Origin of the sequence: Nocardia sp. FDAARGOS_372 (assembly GCF_002554515.1) — a bacterium.
GTDB lineage: Bacteria > Actinomycetota > Actinomycetes > Mycobacteriales > Mycobacteriaceae > Nocardia > Nocardia farcinica.
This window is the reverse complement of record NZ_PDDW01000001.1, coordinates 1,398,038-1,422,930: the sequence shown is the minus strand read 5'-3', so window position 1 is coordinate 1,422,930 and position 24,893 is coordinate 1,398,038. Positions and strand designations below refer to the sequence as shown.

The 24,893-nt window shown below is 71.1% G+C and carries 26 protein-coding genes; 17 read left to right on the top strand and 9 right to left on the bottom strand.

Translation table 11 applies throughout. The features are described from left to right. Nucleotides 1-13 precede the first annotated feature (13 nt). The 4 genes from CRM89_RS07060 to CRM89_RS07045 all read left to right on the top strand — a co-directional run bounded on the left by CRM89_RS07060 (nucleotide 14) and on the right by CRM89_RS07045 (nucleotide 1,207). The gene (locus CRM89_RS07060; RefSeq protein ID WP_060593323.1) at nucleotides 14-424 is read left to right on the top strand and encodes a PaaI family thioesterase; all 411 of its coding nucleotides are present in this window, start codon (nucleotides 14-16) and stop codon (nucleotides 422-424) included. Between the two features lie 12 nt (nucleotides 425-436). Then, nucleotides 437-676, top strand: a complete 240-nt coding sequence (locus CRM89_RS07055) for a DUF1272 domain-containing protein (protein ID WP_220275465.1) — start codon at nucleotides 437-439, stop codon at nucleotides 674-676. Between the two features lie 98 nt (nucleotides 677-774). Further along, nucleotides 775-966, top strand: coding sequence for a DUF3072 domain-containing protein (locus CRM89_RS07050; protein WP_011209352.1), 192 nt, complete (start codon nucleotides 775-777; stop codon nucleotides 964-966). 73 nt (nucleotides 967-1,039) lie between these two features. Next, nucleotides 1,040-1,207: a DUF4236 domain-containing protein gene (locus CRM89_RS07045; RefSeq protein WP_011209351.1), complete on the top strand. Its 168-nt coding sequence runs from the start codon at nucleotides 1,040-1,042 to the stop codon at nucleotides 1,205-1,207. 13 nt (nucleotides 1,208-1,220) lie between these two features. On the opposite strand, the gene CRM89_RS07040 is transcribed toward CRM89_RS07045, so the two are convergent. Together CRM89_RS07040 and CRM89_RS07035 are read right to left on the bottom strand one after the other, a co-directional pair. Next, a complete protein-coding gene (locus CRM89_RS07040) occupies nucleotides 1,221-2,681 on the bottom strand; it encodes an MFS transporter (RefSeq protein WP_050768284.1) in 1,461 nt (486 codons plus the stop codon). 75 nt (nucleotides 2,682-2,756) lie between these two features. Further along, complete coding sequence (locus CRM89_RS07035; protein ID WP_098083540.1) at nucleotides 2,757-3,683, bottom strand: aldose 1-epimerase family protein; 927 nt, start codon at nucleotides 3,681-3,683, stop codon at nucleotides 2,757-2,759. Nucleotides 3,684-3,828: 145 nt separating this feature from the next. On the opposite strand from CRM89_RS07035, the gene CRM89_RS07030 reads away from it, so the two are divergent. From CRM89_RS07030 to CRM89_RS30830, 11 genes are all read left to right on the top strand, one after another. Then, nucleotides 3,829-5,190: an MFS transporter gene (locus CRM89_RS07030; RefSeq protein ID WP_011209348.1), complete on the top strand. Its 1,362-nt coding sequence runs from the start codon at nucleotides 3,829-3,831 to the stop codon at nucleotides 5,188-5,190. Nucleotides 5,191-5,237: 47 nt separating this feature from the next. Next, on the top strand, nucleotides 5,238-5,897 hold the full coding sequence (locus tag CRM89_RS07025) for a response regulator transcription factor (protein WP_098083539.1): 660 nt from the start codon (nucleotides 5,238-5,240) through the stop codon (nucleotides 5,895-5,897). Nucleotides 5,898-5,901: 4 nt separating this feature from the next. After that, the gene (locus CRM89_RS07020; protein WP_098083538.1) at nucleotides 5,902-7,326 is read left to right on the top strand and encodes a HAMP domain-containing sensor histidine kinase; all 1,425 of its coding nucleotides are present in this window, start codon (nucleotides 5,902-5,904) and stop codon (nucleotides 7,324-7,326) included. After that, nucleotides 7,323-8,246, top strand: coding sequence for a TAXI family TRAP transporter solute-binding subunit (locus CRM89_RS07015; RefSeq protein ID WP_098083537.1), 924 nt, complete (start codon nucleotides 7,323-7,325; stop codon nucleotides 8,244-8,246). Before CRM89_RS07020 ends, CRM89_RS07015 begins: the two co-directional genes overlap by 4 nt. Nucleotides 8,247-8,374: 128 nt before the next feature. Continuing rightward, the gene (locus tag CRM89_RS07010) at nucleotides 8,375-9,751 is read left to right on the top strand and encodes a sodium:alanine symporter family protein (RefSeq protein ID WP_060591149.1); all 1,377 of its coding nucleotides are present in this window, start codon (nucleotides 8,375-8,377) and stop codon (nucleotides 9,749-9,751) included. A 97-nt stretch (nucleotides 9,752-9,848) separates the two neighbouring features. Continuing rightward, nucleotides 9,849-11,039 carry an NAD(P)/FAD-dependent oxidoreductase gene (locus CRM89_RS07005; protein WP_098083536.1) on the top strand — a complete coding sequence of 397 codons (1,191 nt, stop codon included), beginning with the start codon at nucleotides 9,849-9,851 and terminating at the stop codon, nucleotides 11,037-11,039. Further along, nucleotides 11,036-11,926, top strand: coding sequence for an RNA polymerase sigma-70 factor (locus CRM89_RS07000; protein ID WP_060591152.1), 891 nt, complete (start codon nucleotides 11,036-11,038; stop codon nucleotides 11,924-11,926). Before CRM89_RS07005 ends, CRM89_RS07000 begins: the two co-directional genes overlap by 4 nt. Before the next feature lie 459 nt (nucleotides 11,927-12,385). After that, nucleotides 12,386-12,640 (top strand): hypothetical protein, encoded by a 255-nt coding sequence (locus tag CRM89_RS06995; RefSeq protein WP_098083535.1) that lies wholly within the window; start codon nucleotides 12,386-12,388, stop codon nucleotides 12,638-12,640. Between the two features lie 37 nt (nucleotides 12,641-12,677). After that, nucleotides 12,678-12,980 carry a hypothetical protein gene (locus CRM89_RS06990; protein ID WP_098083534.1) on the top strand — a complete coding sequence of 101 codons (303 nt, stop codon included), beginning with the start codon at nucleotides 12,678-12,680 and terminating at the stop codon, nucleotides 12,978-12,980. Then, nucleotides 12,965-13,867, top strand: coding sequence for a hypothetical protein (locus CRM89_RS30835; protein WP_172964455.1), 903 nt, complete (start codon nucleotides 12,965-12,967; stop codon nucleotides 13,865-13,867). Before CRM89_RS06990 ends, CRM89_RS30835 begins: the two co-directional genes overlap by 16 nt. 62 nt (nucleotides 13,868-13,929) lie before the next feature. After that, complete coding sequence (locus tag CRM89_RS30830; protein WP_098701401.1) at nucleotides 13,930-14,469, top strand: LpqN/LpqT family lipoprotein; 540 nt, start codon at nucleotides 13,930-13,932, stop codon at nucleotides 14,467-14,469. Between the two features lie 477 nt (nucleotides 14,470-14,946). Here CRM89_RS30830 and CRM89_RS06980 read toward each other — a convergent pair whose 3' ends face one another. From CRM89_RS06980 to CRM89_RS06970, 3 genes are all read right to left on the bottom strand, one after another. Beyond that, nucleotides 14,947-16,674: a hypothetical protein gene (locus tag CRM89_RS06980; RefSeq protein WP_229435015.1), complete on the bottom strand. Its 1,728-nt coding sequence runs from the start codon at nucleotides 16,672-16,674 to the stop codon at nucleotides 14,947-14,949. Nucleotides 16,675-16,749: 75 nt separating this feature from the next. Next, the gene (locus CRM89_RS06975; protein WP_098083532.1) at nucleotides 16,750-17,949 is read right to left on the bottom strand and encodes an RNA polymerase sigma factor; all 1,200 of its coding nucleotides are present in this window, start codon (nucleotides 17,947-17,949) and stop codon (nucleotides 16,750-16,752) included. After that, nucleotides 17,949-18,356 carry a YciI family protein gene (locus tag CRM89_RS06970; RefSeq protein ID WP_011209339.1) on the bottom strand — a complete coding sequence of 136 codons (408 nt, stop codon included), beginning with the start codon at nucleotides 18,354-18,356 and terminating at the stop codon, nucleotides 17,949-17,951. The genes CRM89_RS06975 and CRM89_RS06970 overlap by 1 nt, the downstream gene beginning before the upstream one ends. A gap of 400 nt (nucleotides 18,357-18,756) precedes the next feature. On the opposite strand from CRM89_RS06970, the gene CRM89_RS06965 reads away from it, so the two are divergent. Then, the gene (locus CRM89_RS06965) at nucleotides 18,757-19,071 is read left to right on the top strand and encodes a hypothetical protein (protein WP_127516092.1); all 315 of its coding nucleotides are present in this window, start codon (nucleotides 18,757-18,759) and stop codon (nucleotides 19,069-19,071) included. A gap of 51 nt (nucleotides 19,072-19,122) precedes the next feature. On the opposite strand, the gene CRM89_RS30825 is transcribed toward CRM89_RS06965, so the two are convergent. Then, on the bottom strand, nucleotides 19,123-19,572 hold the full coding sequence (locus CRM89_RS30825) for a hypothetical protein (protein ID WP_172964454.1): 450 nt from the start codon (nucleotides 19,570-19,572) through the stop codon (nucleotides 19,123-19,125). Between the two features lie 242 nt (nucleotides 19,573-19,814). Here CRM89_RS30825 and CRM89_RS06955 point away from each other — a divergent pair, with 242 nt between their 5' ends. Continuing rightward, nucleotides 19,815-20,552, top strand: a complete 738-nt coding sequence (locus CRM89_RS06955; protein WP_060591164.1) for a sulfite exporter TauE/SafE family protein — start codon at nucleotides 19,815-19,817, stop codon at nucleotides 20,550-20,552. A 12-nt stretch (nucleotides 20,553-20,564) separates the two neighbouring features. Here the strand turns inward: CRM89_RS06955 and CRM89_RS06950 are convergent, their stop codons facing one another. Genes CRM89_RS06950 through CRM89_RS06940 form a run of 3 tightly spaced genes read right to left on the bottom strand, consistent with a single transcriptional unit; the run spans nucleotide 20,565 to nucleotide 24,772 of the window. Then, nucleotides 20,565-21,215: a nitroreductase family protein gene (locus CRM89_RS06950; protein ID WP_098086901.1), complete on the bottom strand. Its 651-nt coding sequence runs from the start codon at nucleotides 21,213-21,215 to the stop codon at nucleotides 20,565-20,567. A 33-nt stretch (nucleotides 21,216-21,248) separates the two neighbouring features. Further along, nucleotides 21,249-22,961, bottom strand: a complete 1,713-nt coding sequence (locus tag CRM89_RS06945; RefSeq protein WP_098083530.1) for an ABC transporter ATP-binding protein — start codon at nucleotides 22,959-22,961, stop codon at nucleotides 21,249-21,251. Beyond that, entirely contained in the window at nucleotides 22,958-24,772 is a 1,815-nt protein-coding gene (locus tag CRM89_RS06940; RefSeq protein WP_098083529.1) for an ABC transporter ATP-binding protein, read from the bottom strand. The genes CRM89_RS06945 and CRM89_RS06940 overlap by 4 nt, the downstream gene beginning before the upstream one ends. Nucleotides 24,773-24,893: the final 121 nt, after the last annotated feature.

The following is a 24,893-nucleotide window of genomic DNA, read 5'->3' as shown; positions in this document are numbered from 1 at the left end:
ACAGCTTCAGCAGATGGCGTCCGGTGGCACCGAGCTCATGCGGCTCTTCGTGCCGCAATCCCCTTTCGTGCGCCTGCTCGGCGTCCGGATCGAAGAACTGACCGACGACGAGGCGGCGCTGCGCCTGCCCTGGCGCCCCGAACTGGCCACCGTCGAGGACATGGTGCACGGCGGCGCCATCGCGGCACTCGCCGACATGACCGTGATGGCCGCGGCGTGGTGCGGGCGGGAACTACCCGGCGAATTGCGCGGGGTGACCGCCTCGTTGGCCATGGAATTCCTCCAGCCCGCCCGCGCCGAGGACCTGATCGGCCGCGGCCGGCCCCTGCGCCGCGGCGCGACACTCACCGCCTGCGAGGTCGACATCGTCACCGCGTCCGGCACCCACGTCGCCAAGGCGCTGGCCAACTACAAGGTGGGCTGACCCGTGCTGCGGATGAAGTCACGCTGCGAACTCTGCGGCGCCACGCTGCGACCGGACGGTGAGGCGTGGATCTGCTCCTACGAGTGCACCTACTGCCCCACCTGCCACACGGGCCTGGACAGCTGCCCAAACTGCGCGGGCGAACTCGTGCCCCGGCCGCGCCGGACCACCGGCGCCGCCCAGATCGCGACCCGCCTGCCGGCACGCCTCGCCCGCCGGATCGGTCTCGGGACCACGCGCCCCAGCCCGTGACCCGGTCCGAGTCGGCCCGGATGAGGTCGGGTTGAAATCGTGCGGGCCGGGTAGACCGGGAGTCGAACACCTGTTCTGTCGACTGTGAGGAGTGACCGATGGTGCAGCCGAATCCGGAGAAGGATCCGCAGGAGTGGACCACCGGCGACGAGCCGATGACCGGTCCGCAGGAGTCCTACCTACACACGCTGGCGCAGGAGGCGGGCGAGCAGGTGCCCGAGGGCCTCACGAAGGCACAGGCCTCCCGATTGATCGACGAGTTGCAGCAGCGCACCGGGCGCGGTGAATGAGCCGCACCACCGCGGGAATCCGTGGGCGGTAACGGAAATCGGCTATCCTGGAGCCGGATCAGGGAGGCTGCACATGCCCATCAAGTACCGTCAGCGCAAGTCGTTCGGGCCGTTGAAGCTCAACTTCACCCAATCGGGTCTCTCGTCGTGGAGCATCAAAATCGGTCCGTGGTCGTGGAATTCGCGCACCCGCAGGAACAGCGTGGACCTGCCCGGCCCACTGAGCTGGCGCCAGCGCTGACCCGATCCTCGCCTCACCGCCGGACCCCGGCGGTGTCGGGTTCGTCGGACTGGAAACTCAGTGGGGCGGCGATGCTCTCGAGCGACCGCTGCTCGGCCCGCACCCCGAGGACGAGTTCGACCAACCCGGCGAGGATCATCATCGTCGCGCCGATGGCGAAGGCCAGGGCGGTGCGGCCGGGATCGCCGTCACCGGTGAGTTCGGCGAACACCAACGGACCGGCGATCCCGCCGGCCGCGGTGCCGATGGCGTAGAAGAACGCGATCGCCATCGCCCTGGTCTCCATCGGAAAGATCTCGCTCACCGTGAGATAGGCGGAGCTGGCGCCGCAGGAGGCGACGAACAGCACGATCGCCCAGCAGGCGGTGAGGGTGACAGCGGTCAGGTCGCCGCGCACCAGCAGCACCGCGGTCAGCAGCAACAGCAGACCGGACCCGAGGTAGGAGGCGGTGATCATCGGCTTGCGGCCGACGGTGTCGAAGTAGCGGCCCAGCAGCAGCGGGCCGAAGAAGCTGCCCAGGCACATCACCGCGTAGTAGTAGCCGGCCCGGTCGGCGGGCACGTCGAACGAGCGTCCGAGAATCACCGCGAAATTGAAGGTGACGGCGTTGTAGAGGAACGCCTGGCCGATGAACAGGGACAGCCCGAGAGCGCTGCGCCGCGGGTACCGGCGGAACATTACCGAGGCGATTTCCCCGAACCCGGTCGAGCGGCGCTGACGCACCTGCACGATCTCCTCGACCTCCGGCAGCTCCGCGCCGGTGTCGCGGCGCACCTGTTCCTCGATCCCGTCGACGAGTTCCTCGGCCTGCCGGTCGCGGCCGTGGATGAACATCCAGCGCGGGCTTTCCGGTACATGCCTGCGCACCACCAGCACCAACAGCCCGAACACCACCCCGATGCCGAACATCAGACGCCAGCCGATGTTCGGCGCGAACAGTTCCGGGTTCAGCGCCGCCACCGACAGCAACGCGCCGCCGGACGCGCCCAGCCAGTAGGTTCCGTTGATCACGATGTCGACGCGGCCGCGGTATTTGCTCGGAATCAACTCGTCCACCGCGGAATTGATGGCCGCGTACTCGCCGCCGATGCCGAGCCCGGTGAAAAACCGGCACAACACGAACCACCAGACCGAGAACGACAGCGCGGTGAGCGCCGTCGCCGCCAGGTATACCGCCAGTGTGATGATGAACAGCCTTTTGCGCCCGTAGCGGTCGGTCAACCAGCCGAACAACAGCGCGCCCACGCACGCACCGGCCACATACATCGCCGCCGCGAGCCCGGACACCTGCGCCGCCGAAATCGGCAGGCCGCTGCCCGGCTCCGACAACCGCCCGGCCACACTGCCGACGACGGTGACCTCGAGCCCGTCGATGATCCAGACCGACCCCAGCCCCACCACGATCATCCAGTGCCATCGCGACCACGGCAGCCGGTCGAGGCGGGCGGGGATCCGGGTGCGCACCGTGGTCATGATGGTGATCTTCCCCGTCGCGGCCGCCGGAAACCGAACCACGCTCGGCCGCAGCCGATATCCGTCCCGCCGCGGTCAGCGGCTCGGGGTGTGGACGATTTCCCAGGTGCGCGAGGTGGTTTCGCCCGGTTCGAGCCAGTGCAGGCCGCGGCCGGAGTTGAGCGCGTCCGGCGGCGCCGTCATCGGCTCGACCGCGATCGCCAGGCCAGGGCCGTCGGGGCGCGGGAACGTGCGCGGGGTGAAGACCTGGAGGTAGCCCCAGTCCGCGCCGTACCGCAGGTCGACGGTGGCGCCGCCGGGGGCGGTGAGCCGGGCGGCCACGCCGTCGCGCGGGGTGACCGCCCCGAACGCGGTGTCGAGGTCGAGGGCATCGACGCGCACGCCGTCGCGCAGGTCGCGGTCGGTGCCGTCGACGGGATGCTCGCCGATCGGGTTCATCCGCTCGTCGACGTCGAACCAGGTGTCGGCGTGGACGGTGAGCACGAGCTCGCCGACGGGCGTGTCGCCCACCCGGAGGTAGGGGTGGGCGCCGACCGCCCACGGCGCGGGCCGGTCGCCGTGGTTGGTGGCGGTGTGGACGACGGTGAGGCCGTCGGATCGCAGCGTGTAGCCGACCGTGGTGTCGAGCAGGAAGGGCCAGCCGTGCTGGGGCGGGATCAACGCCGCCAGCGTGACACTGTCGCCGGTACGCTCGCGCACGCTGTACTCGGTGTTGCGCAGCAGCCCGTGGATCGCGTTGCCGCGGGCGGGTTCGGTGATGTCGAGGTGCTGTGGTGCGCCGTCCAGCGTCCAGCGCGCATCGCGAACCCGGTTCGGCCACGGCACGAGCACGATGCCGCACCCCAGCGGCGGCGGCGCGGCCGCGGAGATGGGCTCGGTGAGGGCGGTCCCGGCGACGGTCAACGAGCGCAACACGGCCGCGACGGTGCCGATCTCGGCGCGCACGCCGTGCGCGTCCAGCACGATCGACCGGCCGGTGGCGGTGGGGGCGGTGTCTGGCACGCTGTGAGCTTAGGGTGCGCGGGCGCCGGGACCGATCGTCCTAAGGGAGTGTTAGGAAACGTCCGCGAGCCTTCCGTCACCCTTGTGACTGCCGACACACTCCTTTTCCGACAGACGCGACGCTGCGTCCGGAAAAGGAGATTCAGTGACTACGACACAGCCTGGGAGCGAGCGGCGGGTCGTCGCGAACGTGCTGCGGGGATCGATCGGCAACCTCGTCGAGTGGTACGACTGGTATGTCTACGCGGCGTTCAGCGTGTATTTCGCCAAGGCGTTCTTCCCCGAGGGCGATGCGACCGCCCAGTTGTTGTCCACCGCGGCGGTGTTCGCCGTCGGCTTCCTGATGCGTCCGCTCGGCGGCTGGGCGTTGGGCCGCTACGCCGACCGGTTCGGCCGCCGCTCCGCGCTCACCCTGTCGGTGACCGTGATGGCGGCCGGGTCGCTGCTGATCGCGGTGACGCCCGGCTATGCGACGATCGGCATCGCCGCCCCGGTGATCCTGCTGCTGGCGCGGCTGCTGCAGGGTCTGTCGGTGGGCGGCGAGTACGCGACCAGCGCGACCTACCTGTCGGAGGTGGCCTCCAAGGGCAGGCGCGGGTTCTACTCCAGTTTCCAGTACGTCACGCTGGTGGCCGGCCAGCTGACCGCGCTCGGGGTGCAGATCCTGCTGCTGCAGGTGCTCACCGACGACCAGATGCACAGCTGGGGCTGGCGCATCCCGTTCGTGATCGGCGCGACCGGCGCCCTGGTGGTGATGTGGCTGCGGCGCGGCATGGACGAATCCGAGCAGTTCCGCGCCGTCGAGGCCGACGAGTCCGGCGCGGCGCCCGCGGCAGCCCGCGGTTCGCTGCGGATGCTGCTGCGGTATCCGCGGGAGTGCCTGCTGGTGGTGGGCCTGACGCTGGGCGGCACGGTGGCGTTCTACACCTACACGACCTACATGCAGAAGTTCATGATCAACACCTCCGGGCTGGAGAAGGGCACGGTCGCGTGGATCAACTTCGTCGCGCTGCTGGTGTTCGTGGTGCTGCAACCGCTGGCGGGCGGATTGTCCGACCGGATCGGCCGGCGCAAGCTGCTGATCTTCTTCGGCGTGGGCGGCACCGTGCTGACCGTGCCGATCATGATGGTGCTCGCGCAGACCAGCAATCCGCTGGCCGCGTTCGGCCTGATGATGCTGGCGCTGGTGATCGTGACCGGGTACACCTCGATCAACTCGATCGTCAAGGCCGAACTCTTCCCGACCAAGATCCGCGCGCTCGGCGTCGGCCTGCCCTACGCGCTGACCGTCGCCATCTTCGGCGGCACCGCCGAGATGATCGCGCTGGCGTTGAAGAAGGCGGACCTGGAGGCGGTGTACTTCTTCTACGTCGCCGGCTGCGTCGCGATCTCGCTGGTCACCTACTACTTCATGCGGGAGACCTCGGCCGAGTCCACCATCGACGGCGACACCGCGCAGCCGGTGGACGGCGGGCCCGAGCGGGATCTGACCGGCGCGCGCGCCTGAGCGGCCGGCGACCCGGACGGAACTGCTCGGTGTGAAAGGATCGGCACGTGCGACTGGCGGTGGTCGAGGACGACGACGGTGTGGGTGATGCGCTGGTGGAGGCGCTCACCGCCCGCGGCTTCCGTGCCGACCGCAAGCGCCGCGGCGCCGAACTCCTGCTCGATCATCGCGGCTACGACGCGGTGATCCTGGACCTCGGCCTGCCCGACGGCGACGGGCTCCAGGTGCTGCGGCAGCTGCGCGAGGTGAGTTCGGTGCCGGTGCTGATCCTGACCGCGCGCAGCGACGAGCGCTCGGTCGTGCGGGGCCTGCGCGGCGGCGCGGACGACTACCTGGTGAAGCCACCGCGGATCGCGGAGCTGATGGCGCGCCTGGAAACCGTCACCCGGCGCGCCGCGGTGGCCGCGCAACCGCCGCGTCGGGAGGTGGTCACCGGAGACGTGCGGGTGGACCTGGTGGCGCGGGTCGTCGAGGTGGCCGGGTCACCGGTGCCGTTGACGCAGAAGGAGTTCGAGCTGCTCGAGGCGCTGGTGGAGCGGCCGGGCGCGGCGGTGAGCCGCCAGCAGCTGATGGACCGGATCTGGGGCGATGCCTTCGTCGCGGTGTCCCGGTCGCTGGATGTGCACATGACCGGGCTGCGGGCCAAGTTGAACCGGCCGGGGCTGATCACGACGATCCGCGGCTACGGCTACCGGTGGGGGCAGTGAGCCGATGCGGCGCAGGCTGCTGGTCGCGCTGACGGTGTTCGCGGCGATCGCGGTGCTCGCGTTCGCCGTGCCGCTCTCGCTCACCTACGCCACCAGCCGCACCCAGCAGCTGGTGCTCGGCCGCTCCGGCGACGCCGATCGGTTCGCCTCGCTCGCCGACGCGGTGGCCACCGCCGAGGGCGACACCGCCGCGCTGGTCGAGGAGGTCACCGGCTACCACGCCCTCTACGGCGAGAACGTGCTGGTCGTCGACGCGCGCGGCGCGACGACCGTCAACGCCGGGATCGATACCGCCGACCCGGACGTCGCCGCCGCGGTGGCCGCCGCCCGCCGCAATCAACAGCCGCAACCGGCGGTGCGACTGCTGCCGTGGAGCGCGGCCACGATGCTGATCGCCCGGCCGGTCGGCACCGGCGTGCAGGTCAACGGGGCGGTGGTGATCCAGGCGTCCACCACCGCGGCCCGCGCCGACATCACCCGGGCCTGGACGGTGATCGTGCTGGGCGCGGTGCTGGCCATGCTGGTGTTCATGCTGTTGGCGGTGACGTTGAGCCGGTGGGTGCTGCGGCCGCTGGCGGCACTCTCGGACGCCGTGGCCGAACTCACCGCGACACTGCCGACCCCGCCGCCGGGCACGCCCGACCCGGCCGCACCCACATCGCTCACCCGCCGCCACGGCGGCCCGCCGGAGATGCGCGCGGTCGCGCAGTCCTTCGACGCGATGGCGCGGGCGGTCGCCGATTCGGCGCACGCGCAACGTCAGCTGGTCGCCGACACCGCGCACGCCATGCGGAATCCGCTGGCCGCGTTGACGATCCGGCTGGATTCCCTCGAACCCGCCGTCCCCGAGAGCGCCGCGCCGACCTTCCGCAAGGCGAGCGCCGAGGTCGAACGACTGACCACGCTGCTCGACGGGCTGCTGACGCTCGCCGTCGCCGAGACACCGGCCGCCTTCCCGGCCGAGGCGGACCGCGACCGCTGCGACGCGGTGCAGGTGGTCGCCGACCGGGTGGACGCCTGGCATTCGGCGTTCCGCGCCGCCGAGCAGACCCTGGAGGCCGCGGACGCGATGGGCAGTACCGAGGTGGCCGTGCCCGCCGACACCCTCGCCCAGATCCTCGATGTGCTGCTCAGCAACGCGAACCGGTACGCGGGGGCGGGCACGCGCACCGTGATCGCGGTGACGCGCGAGCCGGACGGTGTGACGGTGACGGTGCGCGACGACGGCGCCGGGGTGCCCGCGCCCGAACTCGACCGGCTCACCACGCGGTTCTATCGCGGCTCGACGGCTCCGGCCGGCGGGTCCGGGCTCGGCCTGCCGATCGCCGCGGCGCTGGCGCAGGCCAGGGGCGGGCGGCTCACCGTCGCCGCGGCCGACCCGCACGGGCTCGCGGTCTCGGTGCACCTGCCCGCGGCGGTGCCGGCATGAGTGTCTCCCCGGTGCGCGGATTATCGCGTCGCGGCTTTCTGGTGCTGGCGGGGCTCGCGGCGGCGAGCGCCTGCGCGGGCGGTGATCCGCCCGCGGTGCGGTTGGCGTCGGGCGAGGTCGGCGGCTTCTATTACGCCTTCGCCCGCCTGCTCGCCGAGGCCGCGGCGCGGGCGGGCACGGTCCGGATCGAGACCGTGGTGACCGCGGGGTCGCAGGAGAACCTGGCCCTGCTCGCCGAGGGCCGGGTGGATGCCGCACTGGCACTGGCGGATTCGGCGCGGGAGGCCGGGCCCGGGCTGCTCGCGCTCGGCCGCGTCTACGAGAACTACCTGCAACTGGCCGTGCGCACCGACAGTCCCGTCCACACCGTCGCCGAGCTGCGCGGCGCCCGCGTCAACCTCGGGGCCACCGGCTCGGGGGCGGCCATGACCGGCGAGCGCCTGCTACTCGCGGCCGGACTGGACCCGGCCACCGACGTCGTCGTCACGCATCAACCGTTGCGCGAGGCGGTGGCCGCCCTGTCGGGCGGCGCGATCGACGCGTTGCTGTGGGCGGGTGGCGTGCCCACCGCGGCGCTGGCGGTGCCGTCGCGGATGCGGCTGCTGGAGCTCGGGCAACTCGCCGCCCCGCTGCGGGCCCGCTACGGCCCGGTCTACGACCGCGTGCAGATCCCCGCCGACGCCTATCCGGGCGGGCCGACCGTGCACACCGTGGGCGTGGCCAACCTGTTGCTGGCCGCGCCCGCGATGAGCGCGGAGGCCGCCGCCGCGATCGTGGACCTGCTGCTCACCCGCACCGACGAGCTCGTGCCCGCCGAGGCCGCGGGCACCCAATTCCTCGACGCGCGGTCGCTGATCGGCACCGGGACGGTGCCGCTGCACCCGGGTGCGGCCGAGGAGTACCGGCGCCGACACGGGTGAGACCGCACCCCCGGCCCGCCGGGGTGGAAGAGCGGCGGTGATTGAATGCCTAGTCGGCGCGATTCGCGCGATGGTTGCCCGTGGCCCTCCGGGTCCGGGGTGAAGCACGAAGACGGTACGAGGAGAGTATGGACGCGTTCCTGAGCGAAGCCAGCGACTTCATCTGGGGTCCGTGGCTGCTGATCCCGCTGTTGCTGCTGACCGGGCTCTACCTGACCGTGTTGTTGCGCGGTGTGCAGTTCCGCCACTTCGGCCTGGCGTTCTGGCTGGCGTTCGTCAAGCGCCGCGACCACGACGCCGAGGGCGACATCTCGCACTACCAGGCGCTGTCGACGGCGCTGGCCGCGACGGTGGGCGTGGGCAACATCGCCGGTGTCGCGACCGCGATCGCGCTCGGCGGGCCGGGCGCGGTGTTCTGGATGTGGTGCACCGGCCTGGTCGGCATGGCGACCAAGTACTCCGAGGCGTTCCTCGGGGTGCGGTTCCGGCGCACCGACGCCGCCGGTGAACAAGCCGGTGGTCCGATGCACTACCTGCGGCAGGGCATCAAGGGGCCGCTGGGCGTGTTCCTCGGCGGGTTCTTCGCCGTCGCCGGAGTGTTCGCCTCCTTCGGCATCGGCAACATGACCCAGGCGAACACGGTGGCGGCCAACGTCGAATCCGAGTGGGGCCTGCCGACCTGGGCGACGGGCGTGATCATCACCGCACTCACCGCCGCGGTGATCCTCGGCGGCATCAAGAGCATCGGGCGCGTGACCAGCCTGTTCGTGCCGTTCATGATCATCGTCTACATCCTCGGCGCCGCCGCGGTGCTGGCGTTCAACATCGCCGAGGTGCCCGCCGCGATCGGGCTGATCGTCACCGACGCCTTCACCGGCACCGCCGCGACCGGCGGCTTCGTCGGCGCCGGCGTGGCCGCGGCGATCCGATACGGCGTCGCCCGCGGCATCTTCTCCAACGAATCCGGCCTCGGCACCGGCGGCATCGCGGCGGCCGCGGCGCAGACCACCCACCCGGTGCGGCAGGCGCTGGTGTCGATGACCCAGACCTTCATCGACACCCTCGTCGTGGTCAGCTTCACCGCGCTCACCATCGTCGTGACCGGGGTGTGGAAGGGCGAGGGATCGCCCGCGACCTTCACCGCCGAGGCGTTCCGCCAGGGCCTGCCCGGCGACTGGGGCAGCGTCATCGTGACCGTGGGCGTCATCCTGTTCGCGTTCTCGACCGTGCTCGGCTGGTCCTACTACGGCGACCGCTGCGTCGAATACCTCTTCGGCCGCCGGCTGGTGCTGCCCTACCGGATCGTGTTCATCGCCGTGGTCTACGTCGGCGCGACCCGCGAACTGGCCACGGTGTGGACCTTCTCCGATGTCGCCAACGGCCTGATGGCCCTGCCCAACCTCGTCGGCCTGCTGATCCTGTCCCCGCTGGTGTATCGGGAGACCAAGGCCTACTTCGACGGCAGGCAACCCGAAGACGAGCGGACGAAAGTCACCGTCGACTGACCGACCACCACCGTCGAGTGATCTGCATCACACTGTGTCAGGTTTCTCGGGTTCCCGGTGTCTTGTGCTCGAACCCTCGCAACGAAGGAGAGACAGCATGAGCGGGAACATCCAGGTGGTCGTCGTCGGCGGCGGGTACGCCGGGGTGATGGCGGCCGACCGGCTGACCCAGCGCGCGGACGTGCAGGTGACCGTGGTGAATCCGCGACCGCGGTTCGTGCCGCGGCTGCGGTTGCACCAGCTGGTCGGCGGGACGCACGACGCGGTCGTCGACTACACCGACGTGCTCGCCGACGGCGTCGAGTTGGTGGTGGACACCGTCACGCGGATCGACGCGCAGACCAGCACGGTGGAGCTGGCCGGCGGCGGCACGCTCGGCTACGACTACCTGGTCTACGCGGTGGGCAGCCTCGCCGCGACACCCCCGGTGCCCGGCGTCGCCGAATTCGCCTACCCCCTCGCCACCTTCGAGGCGGCGCAGCGGCTGCGCTCGGCGCTGCTGGATACCCCGCAGTCGGCGGCGGTGACGGTGGTCGGGGGCGGCCCGACCGGCATCGAGACCGCCGCCGAACTGGCCGAGCAGGGCCGCGCGGTGACCCTGGTGTGCGGCGGGACGCTCGCGCCGTACCTGCACGCCAAGGCGCGGCGCACCGCCCGCCGATACCTCACCCGCCTCGGCGTGGAGGTGCTCGAAGGCCCCGAAGCGACGGTCACCGCGGTCACCCGCGACACCGTCGAACTCGGCGGCGGACACGCGGTGCGCAGCGCGATCACCATCTGGGCCGCGGGCTTCGGTGTCCCCGATCTGGCCGCGCGCAGCGGCCTGCGCACCGACGCCGCGGGCCGGTTGCTCACCTACGAGACGCTCACCAGCGTCGACGACGAACGCATCGTCGCCGCGGGCGACTCCTCGGCGCCCTCGGGACTGCCGTTCCGGATGAGCGCCTACGCCGCGGGTTGCCTCGGTGCCCACGCCGCCGACACCCTGCTGAGCCGGATGGCCGGACGGCAGCCCGCGCCGATCGACCTGTCCTTCTCGGCGATGTGCATCAGCTTCGGCCGCACCGCGGGCATCTTCCAGCTGGCCCACAAGGACGACACCGCGATGCCGATCTACTTCCCCGGGCCGGTCGGCAAGAAGCTGAAGGAAGTGTCGTGCGAGTTCAGCGTCAAGCATCTGGTGACCGAGGCGCGCAAGCCCGGCTCGCACAAGTGGATGAAGGACGGCAAGCACCGGCCCGCCCAGCTGGCGGCCCGGCAGCAGGACGCGGCGACCCCGGTCGCATGAGTACGTCGGCCGCGGCGACGGAAACCTTTCTCGCCCACCGCAATCTGCTGTTCACCGTCGCCTACGAGATGCTCGGGTCGGCGGCCGACGCCGACGACGTCCTGCAGGAGACATGGCTGCGCTGGACCGCTGTCGACACCGCCGAGGTGCGCGAACCGCGCGCCTACCTGGTGCGCATCACCACCCGCCAGGCCCTCAACCGCCTGCGCTCGGTGAAACGCCGCCGCGAGTCCTATGTGGGCTCCTGGCTGCCGGAGCCGCTGCTGACCACCCCCGACGTCGCCGCGGACGCCGAACTGGCCGACAGCGTCTCGATGGCGCTGATGCTCGTGCTCGAGACGCTGTCCCCGACCGAACGCGCGGTGTTCGTGCTGCGCGAGGCGTTCGGATTCGGCTACGACGAGATCGCGGCCGCGGTCGACAAGACCCCGGCCGCCGTGCATCAGATCGCGCACCGCGCCCGCCGCCACGTCGAGGCGCGCCGCCCACGCCGGTCGGTGCCGCCCGGGCAGGCGCAGGCCGCGCTGGCAGCGTTCCAGCGGGCCCTGGAGGACCGCGACATCCAGGGCCTGTTGGACGTGCTCGCCCCCGACGTGGTCGCGATCAGCGACGGCGGCGGGATCAAGCAGGCCAACCCGCGACCGGTGGTCGGCGCCGACAAGGTGGCCCGGTTCGTCGTCGGCGGCCTCGCCAGGCACCGGGTCGCGCTCACCGCCGAGCCGACGCTGGTCAACGCCGCGCCCGCACTGGCACTGCACATCGACGGCGAGCTCGACGGCGTGCTCGCGATGCAGCTCGCGGACGACCGGATCACCGGGCTGTACTACGTGCGCAACCCACAGAAACTGACCCACCTCGACACCGAGGCACCGCTCACCCTCCGATGAAGGCCCGACAGTTCAGGAGCCGACATGAACACCTCGGCATGGCCTGCCACCGCGGCGCGCCGGTGGCAGGTCGTCACATCTGCCGGACATCGCCCGATCCCACAGCTGCCTGCTCACTCGGATCGGCTGCTGCATCCGGAAAGCCGCCCAGCTCGTGACGTTGGATGCGGCCAAGCGACCTCCCGAGACAACGAACCTTCCGGCAGCGAACCACCGAGGGCTTCGGAACCAAAAGGCCCCAGCCGGTAGAGGCCCCGAAGGGTGCGGGCGCGCACCGCAGCCACGCTGAGCCCGGCTGCACCGGAGATCTCGAGATGCCCAGGTGGAACAGCACGATCGGGCCTGTGATGAGGTTGCGGACGAGTCGGCTTCCCGCTCATGCCGACGGCTGGGCGGGTGGAACCGACTGCTGGGCGAGGACGTCTATACTCGTGATCGTTCTGAAAGGGGGGTGGTTCTGTGGCGTTCGAGGTCGATCCAGATTCCTTGCGTCAGGCGGCAGCCGCGTTGGCGTTGTTGCCGAATGAGATCGAGAAGGCCAAGCGGTTGGATGCGGGCGCTGCTGCCCGGGCGTTGCCTGGTTCGGCGGTGGGGGTATCGCTGAGTGCGTCCGATGGGCACAGCACTACGGCGAAGAATGTGCTGAAGGCGCGGTTCAATCACTTGTCGGGGTTGATGGTGGTTGCCGCGGTGGGCGAACGCCACCGCTTATGACGATCTGGCCGCAGCGTGCACAGGAGCCTACAACGCGATGAACCAGCCGCTGGCGGAGCTGAAGTCGATCTATCGCACCTCCGTCACCGGCAGGGTGAAGGAAGCCGCGGACACGGGGGTGCTGAAGTGGGTCGAAAACTGGGCTACCTCCAAGGACGGGCAATGGTCGACCGGCTTCAGCAGGCTGGGCATCGTCGGTAACGTGATCGGTACCGTGCCCGCGATCGCCAACGACATCAACGGCGGCATGGATCCCACGAAGGCGATCGTGAGCGAGGGCGCTGGAACGGCCGCGGGAATGGGTTTGGTCTCCAAGAGCATTCAGTGGATCTGGTCATGAGCCCGCCGAACTCCGCACCGGTCCTGTCCATTCCGCGGCAGTGGGATGGGCGCTATTCCCGTGCCGCGGCGTGGCTCTCGGCTGCGGCGGCGGTCTTCTTCGCGCTCATCATGCTGTTGTGGTTGGTGATGGCGGCGCGCGGCGTTGGCAACGGTCTCGCGGTCCCGCTCGGCCGTCTCGGTGTGGCGATGCTCAGCGCCGGCGCGGTCGGGCTCTTCGCCGCCCGGGCGTTGTCATTGTTCCCGCGCGCGAGCGCGCGGCTAGGCCCCCCGGTCACAACGCATACGGACCCCGACTGGGGTCTGGGAGTCCGGCTCGAACAGAACTCCCAGGTCCTGCCGCTGATCTTGATCCTGGCCGGCTGCGCCCTCTACGGGGCGATGGCGTGGTGGTCGTGGCAGTCCGGCGCCGGAGCGGAGCTGCTCCCGTTCTCCCGCGACAACAGCGGTGGAGCCGGCGTCGCGCTGGTGATGGCCATCGCCGCCGCCATCTGCGTGCTGTTGATGGTGTTCGTCCGCGTCACCCGCATCTCGTATGAGATGTATCCAGCGGGAATCGTCTGCCGAACCCCCCTGCGCGCCACCACACGCATCGGCTGGGAGGAGATTACAGAGATCCGAGGCCGAGAACGCAGGCTCTCGGCCTACAACACCGAAGCCCCCGTCGTAACCGCGGTACTGGCCGACCGGTCCATGCGGCCGCGGCACCCTCTCTTCGACGACGTCGGAGAATTCGGCATTCCGGCCTGCATCCTCCGCTGCGACTCCAACCTGCTGCTGGGATTGGTGGCCCACCTGCACATCACCCCACCCGACCGCGCGCTGCTGGCCTCGCCGTCTGTGCTGCCTTGGTTCACCGTGCACTACCACCAGCAACCCGCTCGGTGATCCTCACACCTGTCGGCCCCACACCGGAGAACTGCCCCATCAGCGTCTGGAAGCGAGACCCCGTGAGCGAAAGTATCGCCGAATATCTATACAACCGATCCGTGCGATGCGTCCCCGTGCATCCTGACACCATCGGCGCACCCCAGGTTTGGGTCGATCTCCCGGCCGCCTGGGTTCCGATCGGACGAGAAGTCGCCCCGGGGGCGTACCTGGCATGGGCTCACGCACCCACCGGAATCGACAACGCCGAATGGGTCGACAATATCGTCATCATGGTCGGCCGGCTCACCGCCCGCGTGGACACTTGGGAATTGATGGACCGCGCGTTCGTGGACTCCCGCCGTCTCCCATCCTGGACCGAGACCTCTCACGGATACGACGATTGCTGCGGCTACCGATCAGCCGTCATCACCGGCAGCTACGTCGGCGGAGACCGACAAGTTCACGCCACCACCCGCTACCTACTCGTACGTGGCGACGAATTCGATTTCCTCGTGCAGTACACCGTGACCGTCGAGTCGCACTCACCCCAACACCACCTCATCGACACCCCGCCACCACTCAAAATCAACCCGCCTCTGCACATCACGACAGCCCTCTAGAACCGGTCCACCCGCGAGGACCGTCACGCAGACATCCAGTTCCCGACAGCAGGCTTTGGTCCCGGTGGGGTCACCTGGGTTCGGAAGCCACATGGACCGGGGCGAGGCAGGCAGTCGGAAGTGGCAGCAGAGTCCGGACTCGCCGCGCCGGGCGGGGCCGGGTTCAGCGACCGGCGGGGCACCGAATGTGGCAGCGACCTCTGGTGCTTCAGTACCGGCGGGGCCGAGGGTTCTGGAATGCACAACGCCGCAGGTCCGTGGACCTGCGGCGTTCCCGCGAACGGGGGTCGGCACCAGGCAAGCGCCTCTCGGCGAGTGGTCGCTCGTAGCGACGAAGGGTGCGGCCCGGGGCTGCCCGAGGCGCCGACAGCATCTACAACGGCGGCCCGCGCGGAGATCTTCCACCCGTCGGGGTGACGTGCGGCACACCGCGCGGCGCGGCGGTGGCGGGGTACGGGTGGTCTGGTCCGGCCCCGGTCAGCTCAGCGCGACGGCGAAGGCGGCCAGCTGGGTCGAGACCGTCTCCGGGCGACCGTCGTTCTGCTCGGCGGCGGCGGTCACCACGTCGAGATGGTTGTAGCCGGGCAGGTCGACGACGCGACCGGAGGTTTCCGGCGGGGGCCGCACGCCCACGCCGTCGGCGGCGACGAAGGTGATCGTCGGCGCGCCGGTGGCGGCGTCGGGGTAGCGGTGGTGTCGATCGATGCCGGGGCCGCCGGGAGTGGCGGTGTCGAGGGTGAGGCGCGTGGGGAAATACCACTCCGTGAAGTCCAGGGGTGGTTCGCACAGATCGCGGGCGAGTTCGTGGACGGAGGTGATCTCGCTGTCCGGTGTGGTGGCGTCGAAGCGGGCCGGGTCGACGGCGTCGTAGTCGCTCCAGCGGTAGACGGTGCCGGGGTCGAACCCGGTGGGGGCGAACTTCTTCGCGGTGCCGAACAGCGCCGGGCCGAGTGGGAGTGCGGCGGCTGCGGCGGTGGGCAGCGGGAAGGACTTCGGGCCCACGGGGGTGCCGGGGGCGAGGAAACCCGTGCTGGCTTGCAGGAAGGCGAACGGTTGGGAGTTGTCGTCGAGGATCGCGCCGAGCACGGCGGTGTTGGTGGCATGCAGAGTGCGGATGTCGGGATGGCCGGTGAGCACCGCGCGGTGGTCCTGGGCGAGTAGAACCCGCAGCGTCGCATCGACATTCGGATTGCGCGGCAGGCGCGCGACGATCTGGTCGACCCCCTCGGGCTCGAGATGCGCCGCCAGGCCGGCCAGCGCGAGCAGGTTCATCGTCTCCGGGTTGATGACCGCCGGGGCGGCCAACACCGGTAGCGCGGTGCCCACCCGTCCGGTCCCGGCGGCGAGCACCGCGGCCACGGCGGGCGGCAGATCGGGCAGTTCGGCCTGCGGCATCAGCGCCGCCGGGTCGGCGCTGACGGCGGTGTCGAGGGCGAAGTACCCGGCGCACTGCCGGTGGCCGGCGTCGTCGGTGGTGGCCGGGTCGCCGTCGAAATCCCATTCGGCGAAGTTGCCGGTGATCAGTCCACCGAGGGAGTGCCCGCCGCACAGCACCTTTCGCGCGCGGACCGCCGGGTCGGGCAGCTCGGCGCGCAGCAGGTCGTACTGGTCGCGCAGTGTCTGTGCCAGACCTTGATTCGCCAGCCAGGCCACCGCGGGTCCGTCGACGGGAAATCCGGCGAAGCGCCTGCCGTCGATCTCCGCGCCGCCGAAGTAGTAGGCGGTGGCGACGTCGAGCGAGTCCGTCCGCAGGCCCGCGAGGCGTCCGGTGTGGTCTTCGAGGCAGTTGGAACGGCGGTCCAGCGCCCAGAATTCGAGGTGCGCGCCCTGCTGCGCGGCGGCCGCGACGGTGTTGCGGGCCAGGCTCTCGAAAGCGCTCGCCCCCTCGAAGATGCCGGGCTGGGCGACGAGGATGCGGTCGGCGCGGGCTGCCTCCTCGGGGCCCGCGGCCGAGCGGAACCGCAGGTAGGACAGTTGATCACACTCGGGGGGACGGGGCCCGGCCGAGGCGGGCAGCGGCAGGTGCCTGCGAACCACCGACGAGATCACCGACGGCACCGACGAAGTGGACGGATAGACCAACTCGATCCGCTCGCCTGCGGGCGGGTCCGCCGCCGACAGTGCCGATACCGATACCGCGATCAGGGTGATGCTGCAGGACATGCTCGCGATCCGCGAGAGCAGACGCCAGGGGACACGGATCACGCTGCACTCCTCACCGACCGCGCACGTCCCCGGGTGGTCGCGGGAGTGCGCGACTGTCCGGCGAAGATAGCAGGATCACCCGGGCCCGCACGGCGGTTTCGTCGCGGCTCGGTCTTCGTCCGCCAGCCGCTGGTGCAGTGCGGCCGCGCGGAGGGTGAGGTGGTTGCGCTCGGCCAGATTGTCCGCCTGTTCGGCGGCTTCGACGTAACGGCGGGCCGCGGTGGCGAGTTCGCCTGCCTTCTCGTGAAGGTAGGCGTTCGCGGCGGTGTACCGCGGGAGTCCGGGGTCGAGATCGGCGAGCGCGGCCAATCCGGCGCGCGGGCCGTCCGCTTCGCCGAGGGCGACGGCGCGGTTGAGTCGCACGATCGGGCTGTCGGTGAGCCGCACCAGCTCGTCGTACCACTCGACGATCTGCACCCAGTCGGTCTCGGCCGCGGTCGGCGCGTCCGCGTGCAGGGCGGCGATGGCGGCCTGGGCTTGGTACTCCCCCAGCCGGTCGCGCGCCAGTGCGGTCTGCAACACCGCGATCCCCTGCGCGATCAGGTCGCGCCGCCACCGGGTGCGGTCCTGTTCGGCCAGCGGTACCAGGCTGCCGTCGTCGCGGGTGCGGGCCGGACGGCGGGCATGGTGCAGCAGGAACAGGGCGAGCAGCCCGGCCACCTCCGGATCGTCGGTGGCGGCGGCGAGTTGGCCGGCGAGCCGGATCGCTTCGGCGGCCAGGTCGACATCGCCGCTGTATCCCTCGTTGAACACCAGGTAGAGCGTGCGCAGCACGGTGCGCAGGTCACCCGGCGTATCCAGCCGGATCTCGCTCACGGTGCGCTTGGCGCGGCTGATGCGTTGCGCCATGGTCGCTTCGGGCACCAGGTAGGCCCGCGCGATCTGGCGGGTGGTGAGCCCGCCGACCGCCCGCAGCGTCAACGCGACGGCCGAGGCCGGGGTGAGGCTCGGATGCGCGCACAGGAAATACAGCTGCAGCGTTTCGTCGACCGAGGCGGCCGGCCCGGGCGGCGGTTCGTCGAGCATCCGTTCCTCGCGCCGCCGCCGGGCGGTGTCGGAGCGGGCCAGGTCGAGGAAGCAGCGCCAAGCCGTGGTGATCAGCCAGCCCTTCTCGTCGGCGGGGTGCTGCCGCGGCCAGGTCTCCACCGCCCGCACCAGCGCCTCCTGCACCGCGTCCTCGGCCGTCGCGAAATCCGCCCCGCGGTGGACGAGGGCCGCCAGCACCCCGGGGATCAAGGCGCGCAGCCGCGCCGCGTCCATCGCGTCGGCGGCCATCACTCGGTGACGGTCGGCGGGGCGGTGAGGAACGGGCGCACCTCGAGCCACTCGTGGATCGGTGCGCCGCCCGCACCGGGCGCCGCCGACAGCTCGCCCGCGAGCTCGACGGCGCGGTCCTGGGAGTCCACGTCGATGATCATCCAGCCCGCGATCAGATCCTTGGTCTCGGCGAACGGGCCGTCGGTGACGGGTGGCTTACCCTCGCCGTCCGAGCGCACCCACATGCCCTCCGGAGCGAGGGCCTGCCCGTCGACGAATTCGCCGCTGGCCTCCAGCCGCGCCGCGAAGTCGTTCATGTACTGGACGTGCGCGTGGATCTCCTCGGGCGTCCACCGATCCATCGGCACGTCGTTGACCGCCGCCGGAGCGCCGCGATAGTGCTTGAGAAGCAGGTACTTGGCCATGACGTTCTCCCTTCGGGAATTGCGACCCTAGTTGGTCTCGTACCCCTGGGACGGAACCGCGGACGCGTTCTCGACATCTGCCGGGAAGAATTTTCTCGCGGGTGCCGGAAAGCGGTGAACCGAGTCGGGCGAAATCGACGTAAGTGGGTGTTCCTTCTCCGGATGACCATCCGAGTGCCCATGCCGCCGACCGGGTGCGCACCCGATCGCGATCAGCACGCGAACCCGCCGACCACTCATCGAGACGACGACATTTACGCAGATGGATGCCAGGTCGGCCATCCGTCTTCCCTGCGACCGCGCGGCCCGCAGCGGACGCCGATCTCCTCGATTCGCCGCACCATCGGGACCCTTCGGCCCTACTATGTTAATGACAATTCACGACCAAAGGAGCGCAATGATGCGTACCCCCCTTCGTCTCGCCACCGCCTCGGTGGCCGCGGCGTCCCTCGTCGCCGCCGCCGCGAGCGCCGCGGCCGCGCCTGCCGAGCCGGGCCCGGCCCACGCCATCCCCGTCGCCGTGAGCACCGGTTCGTCGATGGTGGACAGTGGCGCGGCCGCGCTGGAGTCGGCCGGGTACTACCTCGGGCGTGGTGACTTCCTCGGGTTGCTGGTCCTCGTCGGCGTCACCCCGTTCCAGATGCTGACCGGCGCCGTCTGCGATCTGGGCACCGGCTCGGGGCTGCCGGTCCCGTGCACCCGGCCGAAGTACTAGCGGCCACGGTCGGACCCTCCGGTTGCCGTCGGTCGGCGACCGGAGCCGCCCCTACCCCACCGACGACCGCATCGCGGTCGATTCCGCGCCGGCCGCGCGCCGCCGATACGGCAGCGCGAACATGTACAGCCCCGAGACCAGCAGCGCCAGCAGCGGGATCAAGGGCAGATACGACACCCAGACGATCGGTTCCGGCAGCGACAGCGCGACGAAGGTCGCGAGCACCGTCACCGTGAAGGCGACGGCGGACCAGCGGTGCAGCCGCCGCACACCCGCCGCCCGCGCCGGCGGTCCGCCCGCGTCCGCGCTCCGCCGCCCGCGCCACCACAGCGCGTACAGGCCCGCACCGGAGAAGAACAACAGCGCCAGTGGCGGCAGTGGCAGATACGCCAGCCACGCCGGCCCCTGCGCCGCCATCGCCACCACGGTGACGACGACGCTGAGGGTGAAGACGATCGCCAGCACCCGGTGCGTCTGCCGGATTCCCTTGTTCCAGTCCATTGCGCCCTCCTCGAGCGGCGGATCCCTGCGATCCGCCCGTGCCTGCCGATGTCGATCGACGACGATGAAAACGACGCTATGGCGTCCGCGCCGACCTACGCTTCTCGATTCCTGACCGGTTGCCGGTCCGGGTGATCGGCCGTTGTGATCTGCATCGGCTTCGGGCCGCCGGATTTGCCGCCCGCCGCCGCGAACGTCCAGAATCATCCGATGATTCGCGTGTCCGGTCGGGTGGCGGCCCGTTGAGCGTTCTCACCCTGAGCCTGGTGGCCCTGGCCGGGTTCTTCGCCGGCGTGATCGGGTACGTCACCGGGATCGCCTCGCTGATCTCCTATCCGGCGCTGCTGGCAGCGGGACTGCCCCCGGTCGCGGCCAATGTCACCAACACGGTGGCGATGGTCGCGGTCGGTGTCGGGTCCACCGCCAAGGCGGGTGCCGGGCACGCGGTCGAAGGCCGCACGCTCGCCCGGTACGCGGCGTACTCGGCGCTCGGCGGCACCGCGGGCGCGGCGCTGCTGCTGCTCACCCCCGCCGACGCCTTCGAGGTGGCGGTGCCGTTCCTGCTCGCGGCGGCCTCGCTGAGCCTGCTGGCGCAGCCGAAGCTGCGGGAGCTGGCCGGCGACCGGGAGTTTCCGCGGCTCTACCCGCTCGGCATATTCGCCGTCGCCGTGTACGGCGGCTATTTCGGGGCGGGCGTCGGGGTGATGTTCCTGGCGCTGATCCTGGTCTGCACCTCGGCCACCATGTGGCGGGCCGGGGTGCTCAAGAGCTTCCTCACCGGCATCGCGAATTTCGTGGCCGCCATCGGATTCGCCGTGTTCGGGCCGGTGCACTGGCTCGCGGCGGCGGCCATGGCGGTCGGCGCCTTCGCCGGCGGGTGGTGCGGACCGCCCCTGGTCGCGCGGCTGCCGCCGACGGCGGTCCGCATCGCGGTCGCCGTCTGCGGCACCGGCCTGGCTGCCTATCTGGCGCTGAGCTGACCTCGGGTCAGCTCACCACGAGTCGACATGCACGATCCGCCCCATGTCGACCCGGGCGGCGGGCTTGAAGTCGGTGCCCTTGGTGTAGGCGACGGGGATCAGCGCCCCCTGCGACACCTTCTCGAAGGGGATGCCGAGCACCTCGGCCGCCTCCCGCTCGTACTTCAGATGCAGGGTGGTCCACGCCGTGCCGAGCCCACGGGCGCGGGCCGCCAGGCAGAAGCTCCACACCGCCGGGAACAACGACCCCCAGTGCGAGGCGCTGGCCGCACCGGAGACGTTGTCGACGCGCCCCCACAGGCACGGCACCAGCAGCACCGGCACCTCCCCCATCTTCTCGGCCAAGTACTCCGCCGAATCGGCCACCCGGCGACGTGTGGCATCCACCGCCGGATCGCCGGTGGCCTTGGTGCCCAGGTACTCCGGTGCGGCCCGGTATTCGGCGAACCCGCGCCGGTACAGCTCCCCCAACCGCCTGCGCTTCTCGGCATCGGTGACCACCACCCAGTGCCAGCCCTGCCGGTTGGACCCCGACGGCGCCTGCACCGCGAGCTCGAGACATTCGCGCACGACCGAGAGCGGCACCTCGCGCTCCAGGTCCAGCCGCTTGCGCACGGTGCGGGTGGTCGACAACAGCTCGTCGGGGTTCAGGTCCAGCTCGATCGGCATGGTTCCGACCGTACGACAGGGCCGCGATCACGTGTGCGCCGGACTGGCTGCCGCGCGCCAGAAGTCGGCGTACCGACCGCCGCGGGCGAGCAGCTCGTCGTGGGTGCCCGCCTCGACGACGTGCCCGCCGTCGAGGAAGACGATGCGGTCGGCGGTGCGGACCGTGCGCAGCCGGTGCGCCACCATGACGACCGTGCGCCCGGCCATCAGCCGGGTGATGCCCGCGTGCACGGCGGCCTCGTTCACCGGGTCCAGGGCCGAGGTCACCTCGTCGAGCAGCACGATCGGGGCGTCCTTCAACAGCGCCCGGGCGATCGAGACCCGTTGCCGCTCACCGCCGGACAGCAGGGCCCCGCCCTCGCCGACGTGGCTCGCCCAGCCGTCGGGCAGCCGCTCGATCACCTCGTCCAGGCGGGCGGCCGCCGCCGCGGCCCTGACCTCGGCGTCGGTGGCGTCGGGCCGGCCGAGGCGGACGTTGTCCTCGATGGTGCCGTCGAAGAGGTGCACGTCCTGGAAGACCACCGCGATGCGCGACATGAGCGTGTCGGTGTCGATGGCGCGCACGTCCACCCCGCCGATGCGCACCGCGCCCGCGTCGACATCGGAGAAGCGCGCGAGCAGGTGCAGCAGGGTGCTCTTGCCCGCACCCGACGGGCCGACGACGGCGAGCCGTTGCCCTTCCGGCACGGTCAGGGTGACCCCGTCGAGCACGGGCCGATCGCCGTGGGCGAGGGTCACGGCGTCGAAGGCGAGGTCGTGCCGCTGCGGCCGGATCGGTTCGGCGGGTTCCGGCAGCGGTTCGGTGCGCAGGACCGCGTCGAGTCGATGCAGTTCGGCGCGGGCGCCGCGCACCTGACTGCCGATGTCGGCCAGCGCGAGCAGCGGATCGGCGCAGCGGGCGGCCAACACCAGAATCGCCAGGACCTCGGCCACGTCGACGGTGCCGCCCAGGGCGAGGTAGGCGGCCAGCGCCAGCAGTGCGGTGAACATCGCCTGCACGGTGAGGGTCGCGCCGACCGCGCCGGTCAGCGCGGTCGCGATCTGCTTGCGGGAGGTGCGTTCGACAGCGCGCAGGGCGTCGTCGAGCAGGGCGAAGCGCTCGGCGGTTCGCCCGCCCGCGCGCAGTACCGGCTGCGCCTGCAAATACTCGACGACGCGGTTCGCGGCCTCGGTGTCGCGCTCGTGGCGTTCGGCGTCGCCCGCGGTGGCGGCCCGCGCGGTGACGGCCTGGGTGGCGGCGACGATCGGCACCGCGACCAGCGCGGCCAGCCCGAGCCGCCACTCGTAGGCGAGCATGACGGCGAGGATGGTCAGGGGCGTGACGGTCGCCGAGACCAGCGGGGCCAGCAGGTGGGCCAGCACGCTCAGCGCGGCGAGGACACCGCGTCCGGCCAGCACCGACACCTCCCCCACCCGCCCTGGGGTGTACCAGCCGACCGGCAACCGGGCCAGATGATCGCCGAGCCGGTGGTAGACCCCGCGCAACAGGGTGGTGCCGACGGTGAAACCGGACAGGTCGCTGCGGTAACGCAGCAGCGCGTACCCCGCCACGGCGGCCCCGAAAGCGATCAGCCAGGGCTCGGCCTCGGCCGGGTTGTCGCCGAGCAGCGCCCGCAGCACCGGCACCACCAGGGCGTAGGACAGGCCCTCGGCCACGGCGGTGAGGGTCATCAGGGCGATGGTGCGGCGCACCGGGGGCGCGTAGTCGGGGCCGAGTACGCGCAACAGCGTGCGGATCATCGGGGTGTCTCTTCTCGCGAGGGCCGGTCGGCGACCGCGGTGCGGTGGGTTTCCCAGAGGGCGGCGAAGCGGCCGCCGCGGGCCAGCAGCTCACGGGGGCTGCCGCGTTCGACGATGGTGCCGTTGTCGAGTACCGCGACGGTGTCGGCGTCGGCGATGGTCTCGAGACGGTGCGCGATCACCAGGAGCGTGCGGTCGCCGCCGAGGGCGGACAAGGTCCGGCGCACCGCCTGTTCGGTCTGCGGATCGGCGAAGGCGGTCGCCTCGTCGAGTACCAGCACCGGCGTGGCGGCCAGCAGGGCGCGGGCGAGCGAAAGACGTTGCGCCTCACCGCCGGACAGGACCACATCGACGCCGACCACCGAGTCGTACCCGTTCGGCAGTTCCAGGATGCGGTCGTGGATGGCGGCGCCTCGCGCCGCCCGTTCGATGGCGTCGCGGTCGGCGTGCGGCACCGCGAGCGCGATGTTGTCCGCGATCGAGGCGCGCAGCAGCCGCACATCCTGAAAGACGAACGACACCGTCCGGTACAGCTGTGCGGGCGCGAGGTCACGCAGGTCGACGCCGCCGAGCCGGACCGATCCGTGGGTCGGGTCGAAGAATCGCGGAAGCAGTTGCACCAGGGTCGATTTGCCGCTGCCCGACGGGCCGACCAGGGCCGTGACGGTGCCGGGTTCGAGCACCAGGTCGATGCCGCGCAGCACGTCGCGGCCGGCGTCGTAGCCGAAACGCACGTCGCGCAGTTCGATCCGGTGCCCCCGCGGAACGGCGGGCCGCGCGGGCTCCGGCAGCGCCGGCTCGGCCAGCACCTCCCGGATCCGGCCGATCGCGCGGCGGGCGGCCTGGAGGTCGTCGAAGCCGTGCCCCAGTGCCGCGACGGGCGCGGTGAGTCCGAGACCGAGCAGCAGGAACGGCAACAGATCCGCCGGGGGCATGTCGCCGGCGCGGATCAGGACCGTGCCGCCGATCAGCACGGCCAGCAGGACGAACGGCGGCGACAGCGCCACCTGCATCGCGGCCGCCGGTCCGGCCAGGCCACGCACCATCCGCAAGAAGATGTCGGCGAATTCGTCGGCGGCGCGGTGGAACCGGCGATTGGCGCGACCGGCACCGCCGAACGTCTTGACCACCGCGATGCCCTGCACGAACTCCACCACCGAGTCCGCGATCCGGCCCATCGCCGCGTCGAACTCCGCTTGTTCGCGTTGCCGCGCGGACGTCGTCATCAGCGGCACCACCGCCACGGCCAGCAGCACCGGAACGAGGGTGATCAACGTCAGCCGCCAGTCCACGGTGAACAGATAGATCAGCGAGGCCGACGGCACCACGAAGGCGGAGACGAGTTCGCCCGGTGTGTGCGCGATGAACGGGTGCACGGCGCTGACGTCCTCGCCGACCACCTTCGCCAGTTCCCCGGTGCGCCGCCGGGAGAACCAGCCGATCGGCACCGTGCCCAGCCGGGCCGCCAGCTGCCGCCGGAACGCGAGTTGCACCCGGCTGTCGAGCAGATGCGCGAGCCCCGACGCCGCGGCGCCGCACACCAGCCGCACGAACAACCCGGCCGCGCCCGCGAGCACCACCGACCAGACCCGCCCCTCCTGGATCGGTGTCGGCGACAGGAGGATCCGGCCCAGCTCCACCACGGCCAGCAGCGGCACCAGACCCGCCAGCGCGCCGACGACCTGCAGGACGACCACGGCGGCGAAGCCCGGCAGATGCGGACGCAGCAACCTCATCGCGGTCCGTTCGGGTGCGACCGCGGTGACCGGCGTGTCCTGCTCGCGTGCCTCGGCGAGATCGGTGGCCGTCATGATGCCCGTACCCGGATACCCGGCGTGACGCGCTCGGCACCGTCGTCCCTGCCCATGCTCACTCCTCGCCGCTCGATGGCGGTACCGCTGTGTCCGGTACCGCGCCCAGGTGAAACCGCCA